Raw genomic sequence first — 13,977 nt, forward strand, 5'->3', positions numbered from 1 at the left:
TGCAGACGAAAATGAGCTTGGTTGCGGTTCATCAGAATGCGAGCGGGTGAGTTGACCAGTGCGGTGAGTGAAGCAATGGGTAAAACCAAAGCTGAATTCTTGGAAACCGCTTGTGACAGGAGCGTTGTGGAAGAAATCTCCGACATGATAAGTTTGCGCGCGGAATCTCTTCGGCGACGCATTAAATAACGCGAACGAAAATATCAGTCTATTGATCAACAGGTTGATGGAAAGGTATGTCTTGATTTCAGGCGCTAGATAGCGTGCGCAACTCAAGTGACAACTTTATGGTACCAATCAATTCCAATATCTCTGCCTATATCGACGTAAGAACGCACACGGCGCTCCTTCTTCTGCTCCTCGGTGATGAGAATTATAAAAACAAGTGTCCGTTCACTTGGGTGGAAGGGCGCTGCATCGGAACAATCGCGGAGGGCCGGGAAGGTGCGTTTAGCTTTTAAGCCAAGGATAGAACCGAAAAAAACAGCGTCAGGCAGGCCCTTCCTGCGTCATTCATGGCCCTATGAGGTGTTTTGTTATTTCCGAAGGCCGACGTGGCGTAGCGGGTTTCAATCCTTTGCATGAGGCAACACCATTTTTCCTAGATCCATGAACCTTTCGAAAACAGCCTCATCAAGCATTCCAAGCTCCGCCGCGGCTTGTTTCAACGTAATATCGTTTTCATAAGCATGTTTTGCGATCCGGGCGGCATTTTCGTAGCCAAGTGTCGGGACAAGGCCAGTTACTAACATCAGCGAACTATCGACAAGATATGAAATCCGCCTTTCCCTTGGCTTCAATCCTTGCACGCAGCGGCTGGCGAAACTTTCCATGCCAGACGCCAGCAGGCCGATAGAACGCAGGACATTTGCAGCGATTAAAGGTTTAAATGCATTCAGTTCAAGGTGGCCTTGAGCGCCGCCTAAGGTCACTGCCTGATGGTTTCCAATGACCTGGGCGGAGATCATTGTAAGCATCTCACACTGAGTGGGATTAACTTTACCTGGCATGATGGAGCTTCCCGGCTCGTTTGCAGGTAATTCCAATTCGCCGAGACCGCAACGCGGCCCGCTTCCAAGAAGGCGGATATCATTGGCGATCTTGTTGAGGGCGGCGGCCAAAGTCGCCAGCGTTCCTGAAAACTGAACCAGCGGATCGTGCGACGCCAGCGCCTCAAACTTGTTTGGAGCCGGTTTGAACTCAATGCCTGTTTCACGGGATATCTCAGCCACAATCGCCTTATCGAATCCCGCAGGGGCGTTAAGGCCAGTGCCAACCGCCGTTCCGCCTTGGGCGAGCATGATAATATCCTCCCCATAAGCGGTTTCGATTCGTGTACGGCACCGTTCGATTTGATGTGCATAGCCGGAAAATTCCTGACCTAGCGTCAGCGGAACCGCATCCTGCAAATGAGTGCGGCCTATTTTTACAATACCCGACCATGCTTCCGCTTTTGCTTTCAATGCGGCCAGCAGACTGTCAAGAGATGGTTTGAGGCGCTTGCTTGTATCTACCGCGACGGCGATATGCATTGCGCTTGGGATGCAATCATTCGACGATTGGCTCTTATTGACATGGTCGTTAGGGTGAACTGGCGCTTTTCCCCCTCGCTTTTTCGTTAGAATCTCGTTTGCGCGACCGGCGATCACTTCGTTGACATTCATGTTTGTTTGAGTGCCGCTGCCGGTTTGCCATATGGCCAGAGGGAATTGGTCGTCATGCTGTCCTGAGATAATTTCACGGGCGGCATCCTCTATGGCTGCCGCTAATTGCTCAGGCAGTCCATGGCGGTGATTAACGCGGGCCGCCGCAAGTTTGATTGTGGCGAGGGCATGAATGATTTCGACAGGCATTCGTTCCCTGACGTCGAAGTTGAAATTCTCGATGCTGCGTTGCGTTTGGGCGCCCCAGTAGTTTGAAGCCGGCACTTCAATTTGACCGAGCGTATCGCTTTCCAGTCTTGTTTTTGTCATAGCTTCGTTCCTCAGTAGAAAATATGGAGTTCCAGGACTCTCATGCGTTGAGATGCTTCAATAATTCTCATGGTCATGCGACGCGCGCAGTGCGTATTAGGCCTTTTCACAATGATGTCCGTTCTGGAAGCCAGTCATGCTGTTTCTTTTTGCATAGCCAGCATAGTCAGTGATCTTCTTAATGTTCGACGGGAATGCCGAAAATTATGATGCTCATGCCGATAAACGCCAATATCGAAAAAATCACGGCTAGGCTCCGTCGCTGCAAAAACCATGCGTTCAACGCCGCGATTGCAGATTAAATGCCGTAATACAAGGCAAACGCCTTTGATGCATAATTGATGATTTCGAATACATTAGCGCTCCAGGTAATTATAAGACCGAATATGACAACGATTAAATAGGCATGTCTCGGCATTAAGGCGTGTTTCGTCAGCTCTGAGAACAAGCCGCCTGCGCCAGCCGTATCTGCGACGGCTGCGCTGAATTGAGCGCTCAGCGCCGCTGCCACAAGTAGAGTAGGCAATATCGGCGCAACGATAATCATCATATCTATGATAGCGGTTTCGCTGAACGCGATGTCCCCGCGCGGGAATACATAAGTGATCAGGAAGATATATGCGAGATAAACGCCGGATGATATCCATTGAGCGAGACGCTTGGAACGAATCCGCATTGGCGCGGAGTATTTCTCACCAAGATAGCGGGAGGTCTCAAACCCTTGGACAGTGATTAACAGACCAAGGGCCAGCGAAATTGCGCCTAGTCCTTCGATTTCCGGTTCATTGTAAACGAGGTCGCCAGAAGTCGCCTTTTGTGTGAAGTAAATTATGAGACCGAGCAATAACCCTGCGATTATCGCAAGTTTGACGCTGACCGAAATTTCCTCGAGACGCTCGAGGGCGGAAAACCCACGCACCCAACCGACAATAAGAATGAGCAAGAAGATTATGCTTGTCAGCAAACGGGCGCCGTTAGGGCTGCCGCCTTCCGTCAGCCTGACTCCAAATGCACCAAACAGATTCAGATAATACGCTACAGAAATAATATAAGCGAAAGACAAGGCCCAGGACGCGATATTATCCAATGAGACTAAAACGCCGCGCCTATCGGAGCTATCTGCTTCGCACTGAATGTTAAAGCGTATTGCCGCGCCAAATAAATAGGCGGCGACACATAGGCAAATCATCGCTAGCGGCGCGTACTTACCATATGACGCATCAAGGATTGGCCCAATAACCAGAAAACCGCTGCCGATAATCGATGCGAGCGGCGTTACGGTTGCCCGCCAATATAGAGAACCGGCAAGTTTCGGCGATAGAAAAGCGGCGCCGCTCAGAAGGACAGCAAGGAGAATGGCGGCATCCAGGAGCATAGTCTGGGGAAGGTGGCGCCGTCCGCCTGAGCCGGTCAAGAGGAAAGCGTAAGAGATAGCCCATACCAATTTTGCGCAAAACTTGAAGAGAGGCGGGTGAACTTTTTTCAGCCTCCGGTCGTCATACAGGCAAGGCCCGTAGCGAGATAAAGGAGTTGCATAATCCATGGCGCGCGTATTTGCAGTCGATTGTCTTGACGCCGTACCGAACAGATTCGATCTGACGCTGCTTGCGGCACGGCGCGCACGCGAAGTTCACAATGGCGCTCCATCGGCCATTCCGGCAAACGGTCACAGCGCGCCTGTACTGGCGCTGAAAGAGATCGCCGCCGGCGCCATATGCCCTCGCGACATTGAAAATCGCCTTATCGAAAGCTTGCGTAGAGTTCGGCCGGCGGACGATGATGATCGTCCGGAATTCGAGCGCATCGACGAAGGCGCGATGTTGGCGGCGCTCAATACGCTTGGCGAGGAGTCTGTGCGTCATGAGTGAAACGCCGCTTAGCTACGTTTGGGGAACCCCGTTTCGCGCCGCCCGCGCATTCGACAATGCGCTTGAGGTTGCATCATATGCGTCAAAAGCGGCGCTTGTGAGCGCGCTTACAGCGCCGATCCCTTTTTACTGGAATCCACCGTTTTGGACGATCGCGCTTATGTGGCCGAAGGGCGGCCGGGCATCTGTAGTATGCGAGCCTCCATCAATGATGCCGATTAAAGAATCTTGCTCTGACGGCTATGCGAACGACAACAATGATATCAACGTCCCGATGGCGGCTTAATTCTGACATCGTCCCGCCCGAGATCGTCACGGATCCGCTCCGCATCAGTTGCTCAATATTAGGGCGATCAACATGCGGAGTATCGCCGTCGATATCGGCTCAGCTATAACCGGCATCGCAGGGTGTTGTGCGTTCTAAGCGTGACTTCAATGCGACAAACTGATTTTGCGGGGTTCCCCGGAGTTCGCATCGCTGCCTATGTTCGCATTTCTGCTCGCGGTGGCCGACAGCGTCGCTGACGAATGCGTAACTTCGGCTTGCGGATACGGTTTCTCGCTAACTCGCTTCTACGGTGTTGATTATCGAAGGCGTCTAGCCAGTCCGCCGGGACATCAATGCCGCTTTAGCGCATGGTTACTCCTGATCGCGCCATTGTCGGAGGATTGCCGCGCGTACGGCTTCCGGCTGTCGGTCAAGCGCTTTGAACAACCGCGCCATTTCCCGGCGAAGGCTGTGAACCTGATCGAGATAGCCGAGGAAAATCGACAGCGCATCGTCGGCGACGTCAAAATCGTCGCAAAGCATCGTCATCAGCTCCAGCCTCGCCCGGTCGAGTTCGTCATAAAGGGCGTCTCCGGCCTCGCGCCGAGGCCGAACATAGCCCTCGCGCAGCCATCTTCGCAGCCGCGACTGCGTCAGTGAGCGGATTTCGGCGACAAGGTCGTCTTCAGTGTAGGTGATGGTGGTCTCGTTATTCATCGCCGCCTCCTAACGTCCGGCCCATCCGGCGCGCGGATCAAATTTGGTTTTCTCACGCCAGGTTTTCACGGCATTTTTGAAGTCGTCGTCGAACTCATCTGGAAGGACGATTTTTAATTCGACATATTGATCGCCCGGCGCGCCTTTGGCCTTGCGAACGCCGCGTCCCTTGAGGCGCAGGCTCTGACCGCTTGAGGCGCCTGCGGGAATGGTCATTGTGACGGCCCCGTGGATAGTCGGAACTTCGACCTTGCCGCCAAGCACGGCTTCATCAAGCCCGATGGGAAGTGTCAGGCGGATATTTTTCCCGTCGCGCCTGAACAGGCGGTCCGGTCGGACGGAAATCTCGATGAGCGCGTCTCCTGCCGGACCGCCATTGAGGCCGGGCTCTCCTTTTCCCCTGAGGCGGATGGTCTGTCCGTCTTCCACCCCGGCGGGTATCGAGACGTCCAGCGAGGCCCCGTCGGGAAGCGTGATCCGTTTCTTGCCGCCCTTTGCGGCATCCATAAAGTCAATTTCCAGATGGTAGCGCGTGTTGCGCCCGGCCCGCCGCATTGAGCCGCTGTCCGCGCGTCGCCCGCGTCCGAAAATATCGCCAAAGATATCTGACAGATCCTCGAAACCGCCAAAATCCTCGCCCGAGCTTTGATAATAATAGCGCTCGCCGCCGTCGCCGCCGGCATGCTCGCGATAATAACGCGGCTCCGGCCTTTCCTGGCCCGAAGCGTCGATTTCACCGGCGTCGTATTTCGCCCTTTGCTCCTTATCGCCAAGGATCGCATAGGCGGCGGAGATTTTCTTGAATTCCTCCGCGGACGCTTCGTCGTCCGGGTTAAGGTCGGGGTGCAGCTTTTTGGCAAGCTTTCGATAGGCTTTGCGGATGTCATCGTCCGTAGCGGACTTCGACACGCCCAAGATATTGTAGAGGTCGTCGGCCATGGTTTTTGCTACGAAGTTTGCTACGAAGAATGTGTTGGACTCGATTGATTGCAGCGAGGGCATCTTTAGAGACTTGCGAGCCCCTTGAAAAGTTCAAGGGCCAACCCATTTCAGTTTCGCGGGTCGCCGACGCCGGGACCCGAGCAATGATTTGGAGCACGCGCTCACTCACAGATTTTTCAAACGCGCGCCGGCCTCCAATCGCTCGACGCTTGACGGCATGACGGTCGCCAGATTGTTAAAATCATCGCCGGCCCAGATCGTGATCGCCGGTGGAATGATAGTCCGGCAAGACTGGTCTCGCCCTTGAAGCGTTTTCCGGCGCCGTCTTCCCCTCAAATTCGAAAAAAGACGAGCGGGCCTCCGCGAACTTTTTGCTCAGTCCCTTCGTCTTAGATGGTGAGGTCAACAATTAGGAGGATCAATCATGCTGGTTACAAATAACGGTGTTGTTGGCTGGGATCCGTTTGCAGAACTGCGGCGCTTTCAGACCACTATGAACCGGGCGCTCGACGGCTATTCCATGGCGGACGCGCGGGCCGGGTTTCCCCCGATTAATGTCTACGCCAAAGAGGATTCGCTTCTGGTGACGAGCGAGCTTCCCGGATTCGATGATGACTCTATCGACATCACCGTGCGTGAAGACATGCTGACAATCGCCGGCGCAGTGAAAGACGAAGGCGCCGACGACAGCAAAGGCTGGCACCGTCGCGAACGGGGCCGCGGCAAATTCTCTCGTACAATCGAATTGCCGTTCCGCGTCGATCCGGATCGCGTGGACGCACGATTCAAGGACGGCGTTCTCGAGATCGAATTGCACCGCCCTGAAGCCGACAAACCGCGCAAAATCGCGATCAACGGATAAGCCGGTCTTGGAAGAAGAATTGAAGGGAGAAATCGATATGAACACTGAAGTCATGAAAAACGAAAGCGGAAACGTCACGCGCCTGGATGATCGCAGACCGCGAACGGTTTATCGTCCGGCAACGGACATTTTCGAAACCGACAACGCAGTTGTTATTGAAGCGGAAATGCCGGGCGTGTCTCGTGATAAAGTCGACATCACGCTGGAAAACCGCGTCCTGACGATTCGCGGAGAAGCCGAAGCCCATGCCCGTGAAGGCTGGCGCCCTGTCTACGGCGAGTATGGCGAAGGCGACTATGAACGCGTCTTCTCGCTGTCGGAAGATATCGACAGCGAAAAAATCGATGCGTCGTTCCGAAACGGCGTTCTTCGTCTCGAGTTGCCGAAAGCGGAAAGCGTGAAATCTCGCAAGATCAGCGTAAAGGCCGCGTAACGGCGCTTTCGTTTAAAGCAATGATGAATTGAAGGAGGAAAGATTATGCGAATTCGGGATTTAGTGCCATGGGGCCGCGAAAAATCGGCCAATGGCAATAGAAAACGGCGTGCCGGGCGCGAACTTATGGTTCGCGGGGACAATGGCGAAAGCGTTGTGTCCCTCCAGCAAGAATTGAATGACGCGTTTGATCGCTTTTTCGAGCGCTTTGAGCGTCCGTTTTTTGACCGGTCATTCGGCCTTGCGGGATTATTGCAACCGAGCGTCGACATCACTGAGTCCGACAAGCAGATCAAGATTGCTGTCGACCTGCCGGGCATGGATGAAGACGATATTGACGTTTCGCTCACCGGCGATGTCCTGACTATTCGCGGCGAACGGCGTCATGAGCGTGAAGAGGACGAGAAGGGATACTTCCTGCATGAGCGGTCATACGGTTCCTTCTATCGTACGATCCCGTTGCCGCCGGGCCTGGAGACGGATCGGGCGAAAGCGGAATTCAAGAAGGGCGTTTTACGCATTACCATGCCGAAGTCGTCGCATGCTAAAGACCTTACCAAACGCATCGAGGTGAAGGCGGCGTGACATGGCGACTTGAGGGCGAATGATCGCCCTCATTCTTTTCCCATGCCGCGTTGTCGCTGGTGTGTTTGGCGTTCGATGCCAAAGTCCGTCGATCCTCCTGACGGAAAGCGAGGGCAATGCGCTAAGGCATGCGTCTCTCCCCTGATGTCGCGGCGCATTGACTGGGCGGCCTCTTGAAGAAGAGGCCGCCTTATATCTAAGAACAAAAATTGTGTTATCGTTCGGCGCTTGCAACAGACGCCGGATCGCTTTCCTGGACCGCTAGTTTCGGATCAATATGCGAGAACAAGGATACCTGCAATCGCCAGTCGAACAGGCTTGCTGCAACATCGGGATCGTCGCACGTTTTATTGCGTAACTGTAGCTTCAGTTTCTGAAGTTCATTCAATACAACGACATTGAGCGTCTCCTTATCCCGGCGCTCAGGGTCGCGAAACGAGAGAGTCGTGACGAACCGCTCATGTTCGTCTTCCGTAAGGGGGCGGCCATAGCATTTTTCGGCCGCCGCACGCGCGTGCATGAACTCGGTATAGGAATCGATTACGAGCGGTTCACTGGAAAAAGAATTCAAGGCTGGCGATTGGGCGTGCGCCAGCGTGGCCAGCGACGCAATTGCACAGCCAATTGCGCCGCCTAGCTTCGCCCGGCGCGCCACACTGCTGTTCTGCAGTTTTGTGCGTCGCTGCAAATGCCCCATGACCGGTCCTCACAGTGATCCGGCGACATAGGCCTTGAGCGCCTCGGCCTCCTGGGAAAGTTCAGACATTTTCTGGCTCAATATGTCATAAATCGAAACGACGCCGCACAACGTCGAATCGCAAACGACCGGAACGTGACGTATTTTGTGATGGTCCATGAGCGCCATGACCTGGTCGAGGGTGGCCTGTTCCTCGCATGTGACAACCGGCGCCGTCATGATGTCCGCGACCGCATGATCAAGCGCCTCTTTGCCGTATTCCTCAAGAGCGCGGACGACGTTGTGTTCGGAAATAATGCCCAGAATCTCGTTGTCGTCGTCAACCACGACGAGGGCCGACGCTTCGTCGGTCTTGAGCTGGCTGATTACCTCACTGACCTTAGATTGCTTCCGAATATGAGGCGCCGCGCGGCCCTTACGATTTAAAAGATCAGAAACTTTCATCGAAACCCTCCAATCTCAATGGGATATGTTAGAAAGGATAGCGTCAACTTGTTCGAGGAACGAACGCACGCCGCTTCGATATCGGCGAAATAGTCGGAATGAAACCGGATTCAAGAGGGCCTTGATATGATGCACAGGATTGCACGCGTTTGCCTTGCTGGAAGTGATCGATGAGGGCGACGGCGCCGCCAAAAATGGTCCTGAAAAGGCTCGCTGCGTTCAATCTGCGGCGCGCAGACGCTGTCCCGGATGTGGGCGGTCCGGATGACCTAAATCGTGCGGCGAAAATTCTCGCAAACGCTGAATGCTTTGACGGCGATTCTTTTCTCGCCTTCACGGGCGACAAGCGCTTTTTGTGGAGTAACAGCGGCGAAAGTTTCATTATGTTCGGACGCTGGGGACGGGCCTGGGTGGCGATGGGCGGACCGGTCGGCAAGATGTCCGAATTCGAGGAAATGACCGCAGCGTTTACCTCGGCCGCTCGCGCCGCAAGGTTTTGGCCGGCTTTTTACTCTGTCGGGCCGGAAGTGCTGGACAAGCTCGCTGTGTACGGATTTGTCGGCGAAAAGGTTGGCGAACGCGCTCTTGTTCATCTCGAACCGTTTTCAGTCTCAGGCAAGGACAAAAAGGATATCCGCAACGCCATCAACCGCGCCGAAAAATCTGGTTGCCGTTTTGAGATACGACCGCCGGGCGCACTCGGTGATCTTGAGCCGGCGTTGCGAAAGATTTCCGACGCATGGCTTCGGCCGCGAACCGGCGTCGAAAAGAAATTCTCGCTCGGCCAGTTCGATCCGGATTATCTGGCTCGCTTTTCGTTGGCGCTGGTGTGGCGCGGCGACGACCCCGTGGCTTTCGCAAATATCCGGACAAAGAATGACTTTGTCACAATGGATCTCATGCGTTTTCTCGATGAAGGCCCTGGCGGCGGCATGAACTATCTGTTCGCAAAACTCCTGCTCTGGGCGAAAGAAAAGAGCTATCGGATAGCCGATCTCGGATTGGCGCCGCTGGCCGGACTGAACGATCAGACGCGCCCATCGACGGTCTCGAGACTTGGCGCCTTTGTCTATTCGCGCGGCGGGCGCTTCTACGGATTTGAAGGCTTGCGAGCGTTCAAGGATAAATTCGATCCCGAGTGGCGTTCGTCTTTCGTAGCTGCGCCTAATCATTGGCGTGCCGGCGCGGCGGCGATCGCGGTTGCCGCGCTTACCGGCGGCGGCATTCGCAATATGATGCGAAAGACTCGTAAAGAGCTTGGCGGTGTGCACGGGTAATTGCCCGGCGGACAATGCCGGCCTAAACCAATATTGCCGCTGACAGGCTCACTGTCCCCTTGCCAGCGCCGCTGCGTTTAGTCTTTGAAGCGCCATCGCGTAAGCCGCGCGTCTGAGGCTTGTGTTCTTTTCCTGCGCAAAATCATAAACCTGTGCGGTAAGACGTCTCATACGTTCCGATAGTTTTTCCATTACGTCTTCGAACAGCATTTGTTCGCATTTCAGATTTTGCGACCACTCGAAATATGACGCGGTGACGCCGCCGCAATTGGCGAGAATATCGGGAATGACGAGAACGCCTCGCTCATCGAGGATCGCATCGGCTTCATAGTCTGTTGGACCATTGGCGATTTCGAGAATCATATTCGCAGACACATCCTTAGCGTTCCGCGCCGTTAATTGATTGCTGACCGCGGCTGGTGTTAGAATATCGCATGAGAGCGTCAGGAGCTCTTCATTTGATATTTTATTTTTGCCGAATTTAGCCGCAGCGCCCTTCAGGCCGCCATTTTGGCGTTGAAACTCCAGCAATGCTTCAACGTCAAGACCATCCGGATCATAAAGTCCTTCGTCTGCGTCGGAAATTGCGATGACGCGAAATCGGCTTTTTGCAGCGGCTCTTGCGAAGTTCGATCCCGCAGCGCCGAACCCCTGCAGTGCGATTGTTTCGAGATCCGAATAGGCCGGCTTCCGCGCGATGACTTCTTCAAGAACGCTAAACGCGCCATAACCCGTTGCTTCGGTTCTTCCCGGCAGGCCGCCCACCGCAAGCGGTTTTCCGGTAACCGTCGCTTCGATGTGCCTGTTGTGAAGAACGCGCATCTCGTCCGCAAGCCAGGCCATGGTTTGTTCGTTGGTGTTGAGGTCCGGCGCGGGAATATCCTGGCGCGGACCCGTTAAGATATCGAACGCGCGCGCGTAAGCCCGCGTCAGGCGTTCTAGTTCGTAAACGGATAATTCGCGCGGATCGACCCGGACGCCGCCTTTGGCGCCGCCAAACGGCAATTGCGCCAGCGCGCATTTGACGGTCATCCAGAATGCAAGCGTCATCACCCAATCATGATTGACGTCGGGATGGTATCGGATCCCGCCCTTGGTGGGGCCCAGCACGTCATTGAAGCGACACCGCCACGCCTTGAAAAACTGCAAGCGGCCATCATCCATCCGAACCGGTAGCGTCGCGCATAACGTTTCTTGCGGATAGTGTAATCTGGAGACAAATCCGTCATCCACGCCGATCAAGTCGGCCGCGTCGTCAAGGCGTTTTCTGGCTTCATTTAACTGACCGGGCATTTTGCAAATCGCTTGCCTAATTGATCTTGATCATTCGCGCCCGTTATAGCGCCGCCTCAGTTCCTCTTTGAACTCATCAAGGCTGGCGTCTTCGCTTGCGGCGGTGAGGGCGAATCGATGGCTTTTGTCGTTCCAAAAGAGCGTTCGACCGGGGCCAGTCGCGATTGGCGCCGATGACGTGGTTGGGGATTCGCGCCAGATCGTCAGGCCATAAAAGGCGCCTTGCTGGTCCTGATAAAACAAAATGGCCGCGCCTTCTCCGGCGCGGCTAAGCACCCGCCCGCCCAGATATTCAAAATCCGTGTCCGTCATAAATCGCGCTTTGACTACTTCACCGGACAGTTGCGGCAAGGCGGTGATTAACTCGGCATCCGATTGAGCCCCGAACTGCGTTGCGCCGTTCACGTCGCGTAAATAATATGAAGCCGCCTCAGAAATTTCCTGCTCGGCGAGCCGTTTATCCCTTGCATCAAGATCGTGGCATGAAACGATCGAAATGGCGAACATAACAACGGCGACAGCGGCCGCGGCGCCAAGAAGGGCAACCGCTCTGCGGTAACGCTCAATTCGGCCAGCGACATTCAACCCGCTCACGGCGTCGCGTAATCGCGCCGGCGTCGCCGCCGGGCTCAGTTTCTCCCGCATGCTGCGCAGTCCGCCTAAGATTGCTGAATCGGCTGACATAAGCGCGTCGTGGTCGTCGCGCTGCGAAAGATAAAGAGCAATTTCCGCCTGGCGGTCAGCGTCAAGCTCGCCATCCGTATAGGCGCTCAGCTCTTCCGGCGTTGGAGGTCGAATATCACGCATTCTCCTCTCCATTGTCGTCGACTCGAGGAAAATAGGCAGCCATGCTGTTTCGTAAAAGGGCTCTCGCCCGAAAGACGCGGGATCGCACTGTTCCAATGGGAATCGCCATGACCGTCGCGGCTTCTTCGTAGGAATAACCCTGTAACCCGACGAGCCACATGGTCTCCTTAAGCTCGTCCGGAAGCGTATCGAACGCGTTGGACAGGTCGATCAGAAAATCAGTCGCGCCGTCTTCCTGGGCCGGCATGGCGTGCTCGATCGTGTCGAGTTCTACGCCGTCGGGCGCCGCCGCCTTGCGCCGCACGATATCGATATGCCGGTTGCGCATGATCGAGAACAGCCAGGCGCGCAGGCTCTTGTCGCTGTCCCGACCGTCGATGGCGACCATCGCGCGCGAAAGGCTGTCCTGCACCAGATCATCGGCGGCGACATGATCGCGCGCGAGATAGCGGGCGTATTCCCGCATTCTCGGCATTTCAGCGATCAAGGCGTCATAGGACATCGGTTAAGTCTGTTTCCCGTGAACTTTCTGAGGGTGAGCTTCGTCTTCACTATCGAAGACCGAATATACAGCGTCTTCAACGACTTTGAAACGATTGACAAGTCTCGCGCCTTGTTGAGGGGCGGGCGCGGGCGTCTGCGTCCTTTACGTCCCAATGCGCAAGACTTTTGAATTGAAACCAAGAACGGAGGCGAAAAATGCTCAACCTACACAATTCCATAGGCGGGTCCGCGATCACATCGCGTGTTTCCGCAATAGCGATCTGCGCAGCCCTTGCCTTGTCAACGTCCGCTTGCGCGAAAGACGATGCCGAGGCTTCCAATCCGGAGCCCGCAGCTGTCGCGGCTGCTGAGACGGCGCCGGCAGTTGAGACCACAGCAGCTGACGCGCCCGCGGACCATGCCGAAGCGAAGGCCGCTGTTAAGGACGATGTCGAAAACAGCGCAAGCGAACAATTAACTGACAAGCGCGCCGCCCTCACCGATGAAGCGGTGGAAGCGCTCGCCCAAACGCGTGAAGCCATCAAGGCGCTCGACGCAGGGGATGCGGACGCGGCTCTAGGCGCTCTGGCAAAAGTAACGGGCCAACTCGAAATTGTTCTTGCGCGTGAACCTGATCTTGCGCTGTTGCCGGTGGACGTGTCGGCCATTCGTCAAGATCTCATCGCGACTGTCGACGGCGTCAAGGCAATCCGCAAAAACATTAAGGAACTTGTCGAAGACGGTGAAATCCAGCAAGCTCGCCCTCTTATCGAATCCTTCGGCAGCGAGCTTGTGATTTCGACCGCCAATATTCCGTTGGCCACCTATCCGGACGCCATCAAGGACGTCGCCGCTCTGGTGGACGATGGGAAAATTGAGGAAGCGAAAGTCGCTCTCAACGCTGCGTTAAGCACATTTGTCGTCACCGAGACCATCGTGCCGTTGCCGCTGCTTCGCGCTCAGGCTCTTCTTGATATGGCCGAAGCCAAGTTGGACACTGAGGTTCAAGGTAAAACGGACGACGAGGCAAACGCAGAGACGACAACGCCTGACGTCAAGGCTTTGTTGGAAAACGCTGCTTATGAAATCGAACTCGCAAAAGCGTTCGGCTATGGTGACAAGACCCTTTATCGTCAGCTTCAGCAAGACGTAAAGTCGCTGCAGAAACGCGTTGAAGCTGACGAAGACGCGGGCGGTCTTTTCGCCTCCATTCGCCGTCAGATTTCCGGCATTACGCCGAAAGACGGCGAATAACCCCCGCGCTGGAGCGGCGTCAGTGTTCAGTTTGACGCTGCTCCACTATAATCAACAACGGTGTCAGGCGCCCT

General features: G+C 55.1%; 16 protein-coding genes. 7 read left to right on the plus strand and 9 right to left on the minus strand.

What is annotated here, in order from left to right; translation table 11 throughout:
- Positions 1-569: 569 nt before the first annotated feature.
- Both fumC and ACQY5P_RS18675 read right to left on the minus strand, forming a co-directional pair.
- On the minus strand, positions 570-1,973 hold the full coding sequence (gene fumC, locus ACQY5P_RS18670; protein ID WP_428408383.1) for a class II fumarate hydratase: 1,404 nt from the start codon (positions 1,971-1,973) through the stop codon (positions 570-572).
- 298 nt (positions 1,974-2,271) lie between these two features.
- Entirely contained in the window at positions 2,272-3,516 is a 1,245-nt protein-coding gene (locus ACQY5P_RS18675) for a hypothetical protein (RefSeq protein WP_428408384.1), read from the minus strand.
- Between ACQY5P_RS18675 and rpoZ the strand changes: the two genes are divergently transcribed.
- Both rpoZ and ACQY5P_RS18685 read left to right on the plus strand, forming a co-directional pair.
- On the plus strand, positions 3,515-3,841 hold the full coding sequence (rpoZ, locus tag ACQY5P_RS18680; protein ID WP_428408385.1) for a DNA-directed RNA polymerase subunit omega: 327 nt from the start codon (positions 3,515-3,517) through the stop codon (positions 3,839-3,841). The genes ACQY5P_RS18675 and rpoZ overlap by 2 nt on opposite strands.
- A complete protein-coding gene (locus ACQY5P_RS18685; protein WP_428408386.1) occupies positions 3,834-4,127 on the plus strand; it encodes a hypothetical protein in 294 nt (97 codons plus the stop codon). The genes rpoZ and ACQY5P_RS18685 overlap by 8 nt, the downstream gene beginning before the upstream one ends.
- 354 nt (positions 4,128-4,481) lie before the next feature.
- Here ACQY5P_RS18685 and ACQY5P_RS18690 read toward each other — a convergent pair whose 3' ends face one another.
- Positions 4,482-4,826, minus strand: a complete 345-nt coding sequence (locus tag ACQY5P_RS18690) for a MerR family transcriptional regulator (RefSeq protein WP_428408387.1) — start codon at positions 4,824-4,826, stop codon at positions 4,482-4,484.
- A gap of 9 nt (positions 4,827-4,835) precedes the next feature.
- Positions 4,836-5,765: a DnaJ C-terminal domain-containing protein gene (locus ACQY5P_RS18695; RefSeq protein ID WP_428408388.1), complete on the minus strand. Its 930-nt coding sequence runs from the start codon at positions 5,763-5,765 to the stop codon at positions 4,836-4,838.
- Between the two features lie 427 nt (positions 5,766-6,192).
- On the opposite strand from ACQY5P_RS18695, the gene ACQY5P_RS18700 reads away from it, so the two are divergent.
- The 3 genes from ACQY5P_RS18700 (at position 6,193) to ACQY5P_RS18710 (ending at position 7,648) form a co-directional block, all read left to right on the plus strand.
- The gene (locus ACQY5P_RS18700) at positions 6,193-6,630 is read left to right on the plus strand and encodes an Hsp20/alpha crystallin family protein (protein WP_428408389.1); all 438 of its coding nucleotides are present in this window, start codon (positions 6,193-6,195) and stop codon (positions 6,628-6,630) included.
- 37 nt (positions 6,631-6,667) lie between these two features.
- Positions 6,668-7,063 carry an Hsp20/alpha crystallin family protein gene (locus ACQY5P_RS18705; protein WP_428408390.1) on the plus strand — a complete coding sequence of 132 codons (396 nt, stop codon included), beginning with the start codon at positions 6,668-6,670 and terminating at the stop codon, positions 7,061-7,063.
- 126 nt (positions 7,064-7,189) lie between these two features.
- Entirely contained in the window at positions 7,190-7,648 is a 459-nt protein-coding gene (locus ACQY5P_RS18710; RefSeq protein ID WP_428408391.1) for an Hsp20/alpha crystallin family protein, read from the plus strand.
- A 214-nt stretch (positions 7,649-7,862) separates the two neighbouring features.
- Here ACQY5P_RS18710 and ACQY5P_RS18715 read toward each other — a convergent pair whose 3' ends face one another.
- Complete coding sequence (locus ACQY5P_RS18715; protein ID WP_428408392.1) at positions 7,863-8,345, minus strand: hypothetical protein; 483 nt, start codon at positions 8,343-8,345, stop codon at positions 7,863-7,865.
- A gap of 9 nt (positions 8,346-8,354) precedes the next feature.
- Entirely contained in the window at positions 8,355-8,789 is a 435-nt protein-coding gene (locus ACQY5P_RS18720; RefSeq protein ID WP_428408394.1) for a CBS domain-containing protein, read from the minus strand.
- A gap of 194 nt (positions 8,790-8,983) precedes the next feature.
- Between ACQY5P_RS18720 and ACQY5P_RS18725 the strand changes: the two genes are divergently transcribed.
- On the plus strand, positions 8,984-10,066 hold the full coding sequence (locus ACQY5P_RS18725; protein ID WP_428408395.1) for a phosphatidylglycerol lysyltransferase domain-containing protein: 1,083 nt from the start codon (positions 8,984-8,986) through the stop codon (positions 10,064-10,066).
- A 48-nt stretch (positions 10,067-10,114) separates the two neighbouring features.
- Here the strand turns inward: ACQY5P_RS18725 and ACQY5P_RS18730 are convergent, their stop codons facing one another.
- The 3 genes from ACQY5P_RS18730 to ACQY5P_RS18740 all read right to left on the minus strand — a co-directional run bounded on the left by ACQY5P_RS18730 (position 10,115) and on the right by ACQY5P_RS18740 (position 12,668).
- The gene (locus ACQY5P_RS18730; protein WP_428408396.1) at positions 10,115-11,359 is read right to left on the minus strand and encodes a Glu/Leu/Phe/Val family dehydrogenase; all 1,245 of its coding nucleotides are present in this window, start codon (positions 11,357-11,359) and stop codon (positions 10,115-10,117) included.
- 30 nt (positions 11,360-11,389) lie between these two features.
- Positions 11,390-11,953: a hypothetical protein gene (locus tag ACQY5P_RS18735; protein ID WP_428408397.1), complete on the minus strand. Its 564-nt coding sequence runs from the start codon at positions 11,951-11,953 to the stop codon at positions 11,390-11,392.
- 205 nt (positions 11,954-12,158) lie between these two features.
- On the minus strand, positions 12,159-12,668 hold the full coding sequence (locus ACQY5P_RS18740) for an RNA polymerase sigma factor (protein ID WP_428408398.1): 510 nt from the start codon (positions 12,666-12,668) through the stop codon (positions 12,159-12,161).
- Between the two features lie 491 nt (positions 12,669-13,159).
- Between ACQY5P_RS18740 and ACQY5P_RS18745 the strand changes: the two genes are divergently transcribed.
- Positions 13,160-13,903: a YfdX family protein gene (locus ACQY5P_RS18745; protein WP_428408399.1), complete on the plus strand. Its 744-nt coding sequence runs from the start codon at positions 13,160-13,162 to the stop codon at positions 13,901-13,903.
- Positions 13,904-13,977 lie beyond the last annotated feature (74 nt).

Origin of the sequence: Hyphococcus sp. (genome assembly GCF_965267305.1) — a bacterium.
Lineage (GTDB): Bacteria > Pseudomonadota > Alphaproteobacteria > Caulobacterales > Parvularculaceae > Hyphococcus.

Excerpts from the sequence above, each read along its gene's own strand:
- fumC (WP_428408383.1), bottom strand. The coding sequence starts at position 1,973 with ATGACAAAAACAAGACTGGAAAGCGATACGCTCGGTCAAATTGAAGTG.
- rpoZ (WP_428408385.1), top strand. The coding sequence starts at position 3,515 with ATGGCGCGCGTATTTGCAGTCGATTGTCTTGACGCCGTACCGAACAGA.
- ACQY5P_RS18675 (WP_428408384.1), bottom strand. The coding sequence starts at position 3,516 with ATGGATTATGCAACTCCTTTATCTCGCTACGGGCCTTGCCTGTATGAC.
- ACQY5P_RS18685 (WP_428408386.1), top strand. The coding sequence starts at position 3,834 with ATGAGTGAAACGCCGCTTAGCTACGTTTGGGGAACCCCGTTTCGCGCC.
- ACQY5P_RS18690 (WP_428408387.1), bottom strand. The coding sequence starts at position 4,826 with ATGAATAACGAGACCACCATCACCTACACTGAAGACGACCTTGTCGCC.
- ACQY5P_RS18695 (WP_428408388.1), bottom strand. The coding sequence starts at position 5,765 with ATGGCCGACGACCTCTACAATATCTTGGGCGTGTCGAAGTCCGCTACG.
- ACQY5P_RS18700 (WP_428408389.1), top strand. The coding sequence starts at position 6,193 with ATGCTGGTTACAAATAACGGTGTTGTTGGCTGGGATCCGTTTGCAGAA.
- ACQY5P_RS18705 (WP_428408390.1), top strand. The coding sequence starts at position 6,668 with ATGAACACTGAAGTCATGAAAAACGAAAGCGGAAACGTCACGCGCCTG.
- ACQY5P_RS18710 (WP_428408391.1), top strand. The coding sequence starts at position 7,190 with ATGGTTCGCGGGGACAATGGCGAAAGCGTTGTGTCCCTCCAGCAAGAA.
- ACQY5P_RS18715 (WP_428408392.1), bottom strand. The coding sequence starts at position 8,345 with ATGGGGCATTTGCAGCGACGCACAAAACTGCAGAACAGCAGTGTGGCG.
- ACQY5P_RS18720 (WP_428408394.1), bottom strand. The coding sequence starts at position 8,789 with ATGAAAGTTTCTGATCTTTTAAATCGTAAGGGCCGCGCGGCGCCTCAT.
- ACQY5P_RS18725 (WP_428408395.1), top strand. The coding sequence starts at position 8,984 with ATGGTCCTGAAAAGGCTCGCTGCGTTCAATCTGCGGCGCGCAGACGCT.
- ACQY5P_RS18730 (WP_428408396.1), bottom strand. The coding sequence starts at position 11,359 with ATGCCCGGTCAGTTAAATGAAGCCAGAAAACGCCTTGACGACGCGGCC.
- ACQY5P_RS18740 (WP_428408398.1), bottom strand. The coding sequence starts at position 12,668 with ATGTCCTATGACGCCTTGATCGCTGAAATGCCGAGAATGCGGGAATAC.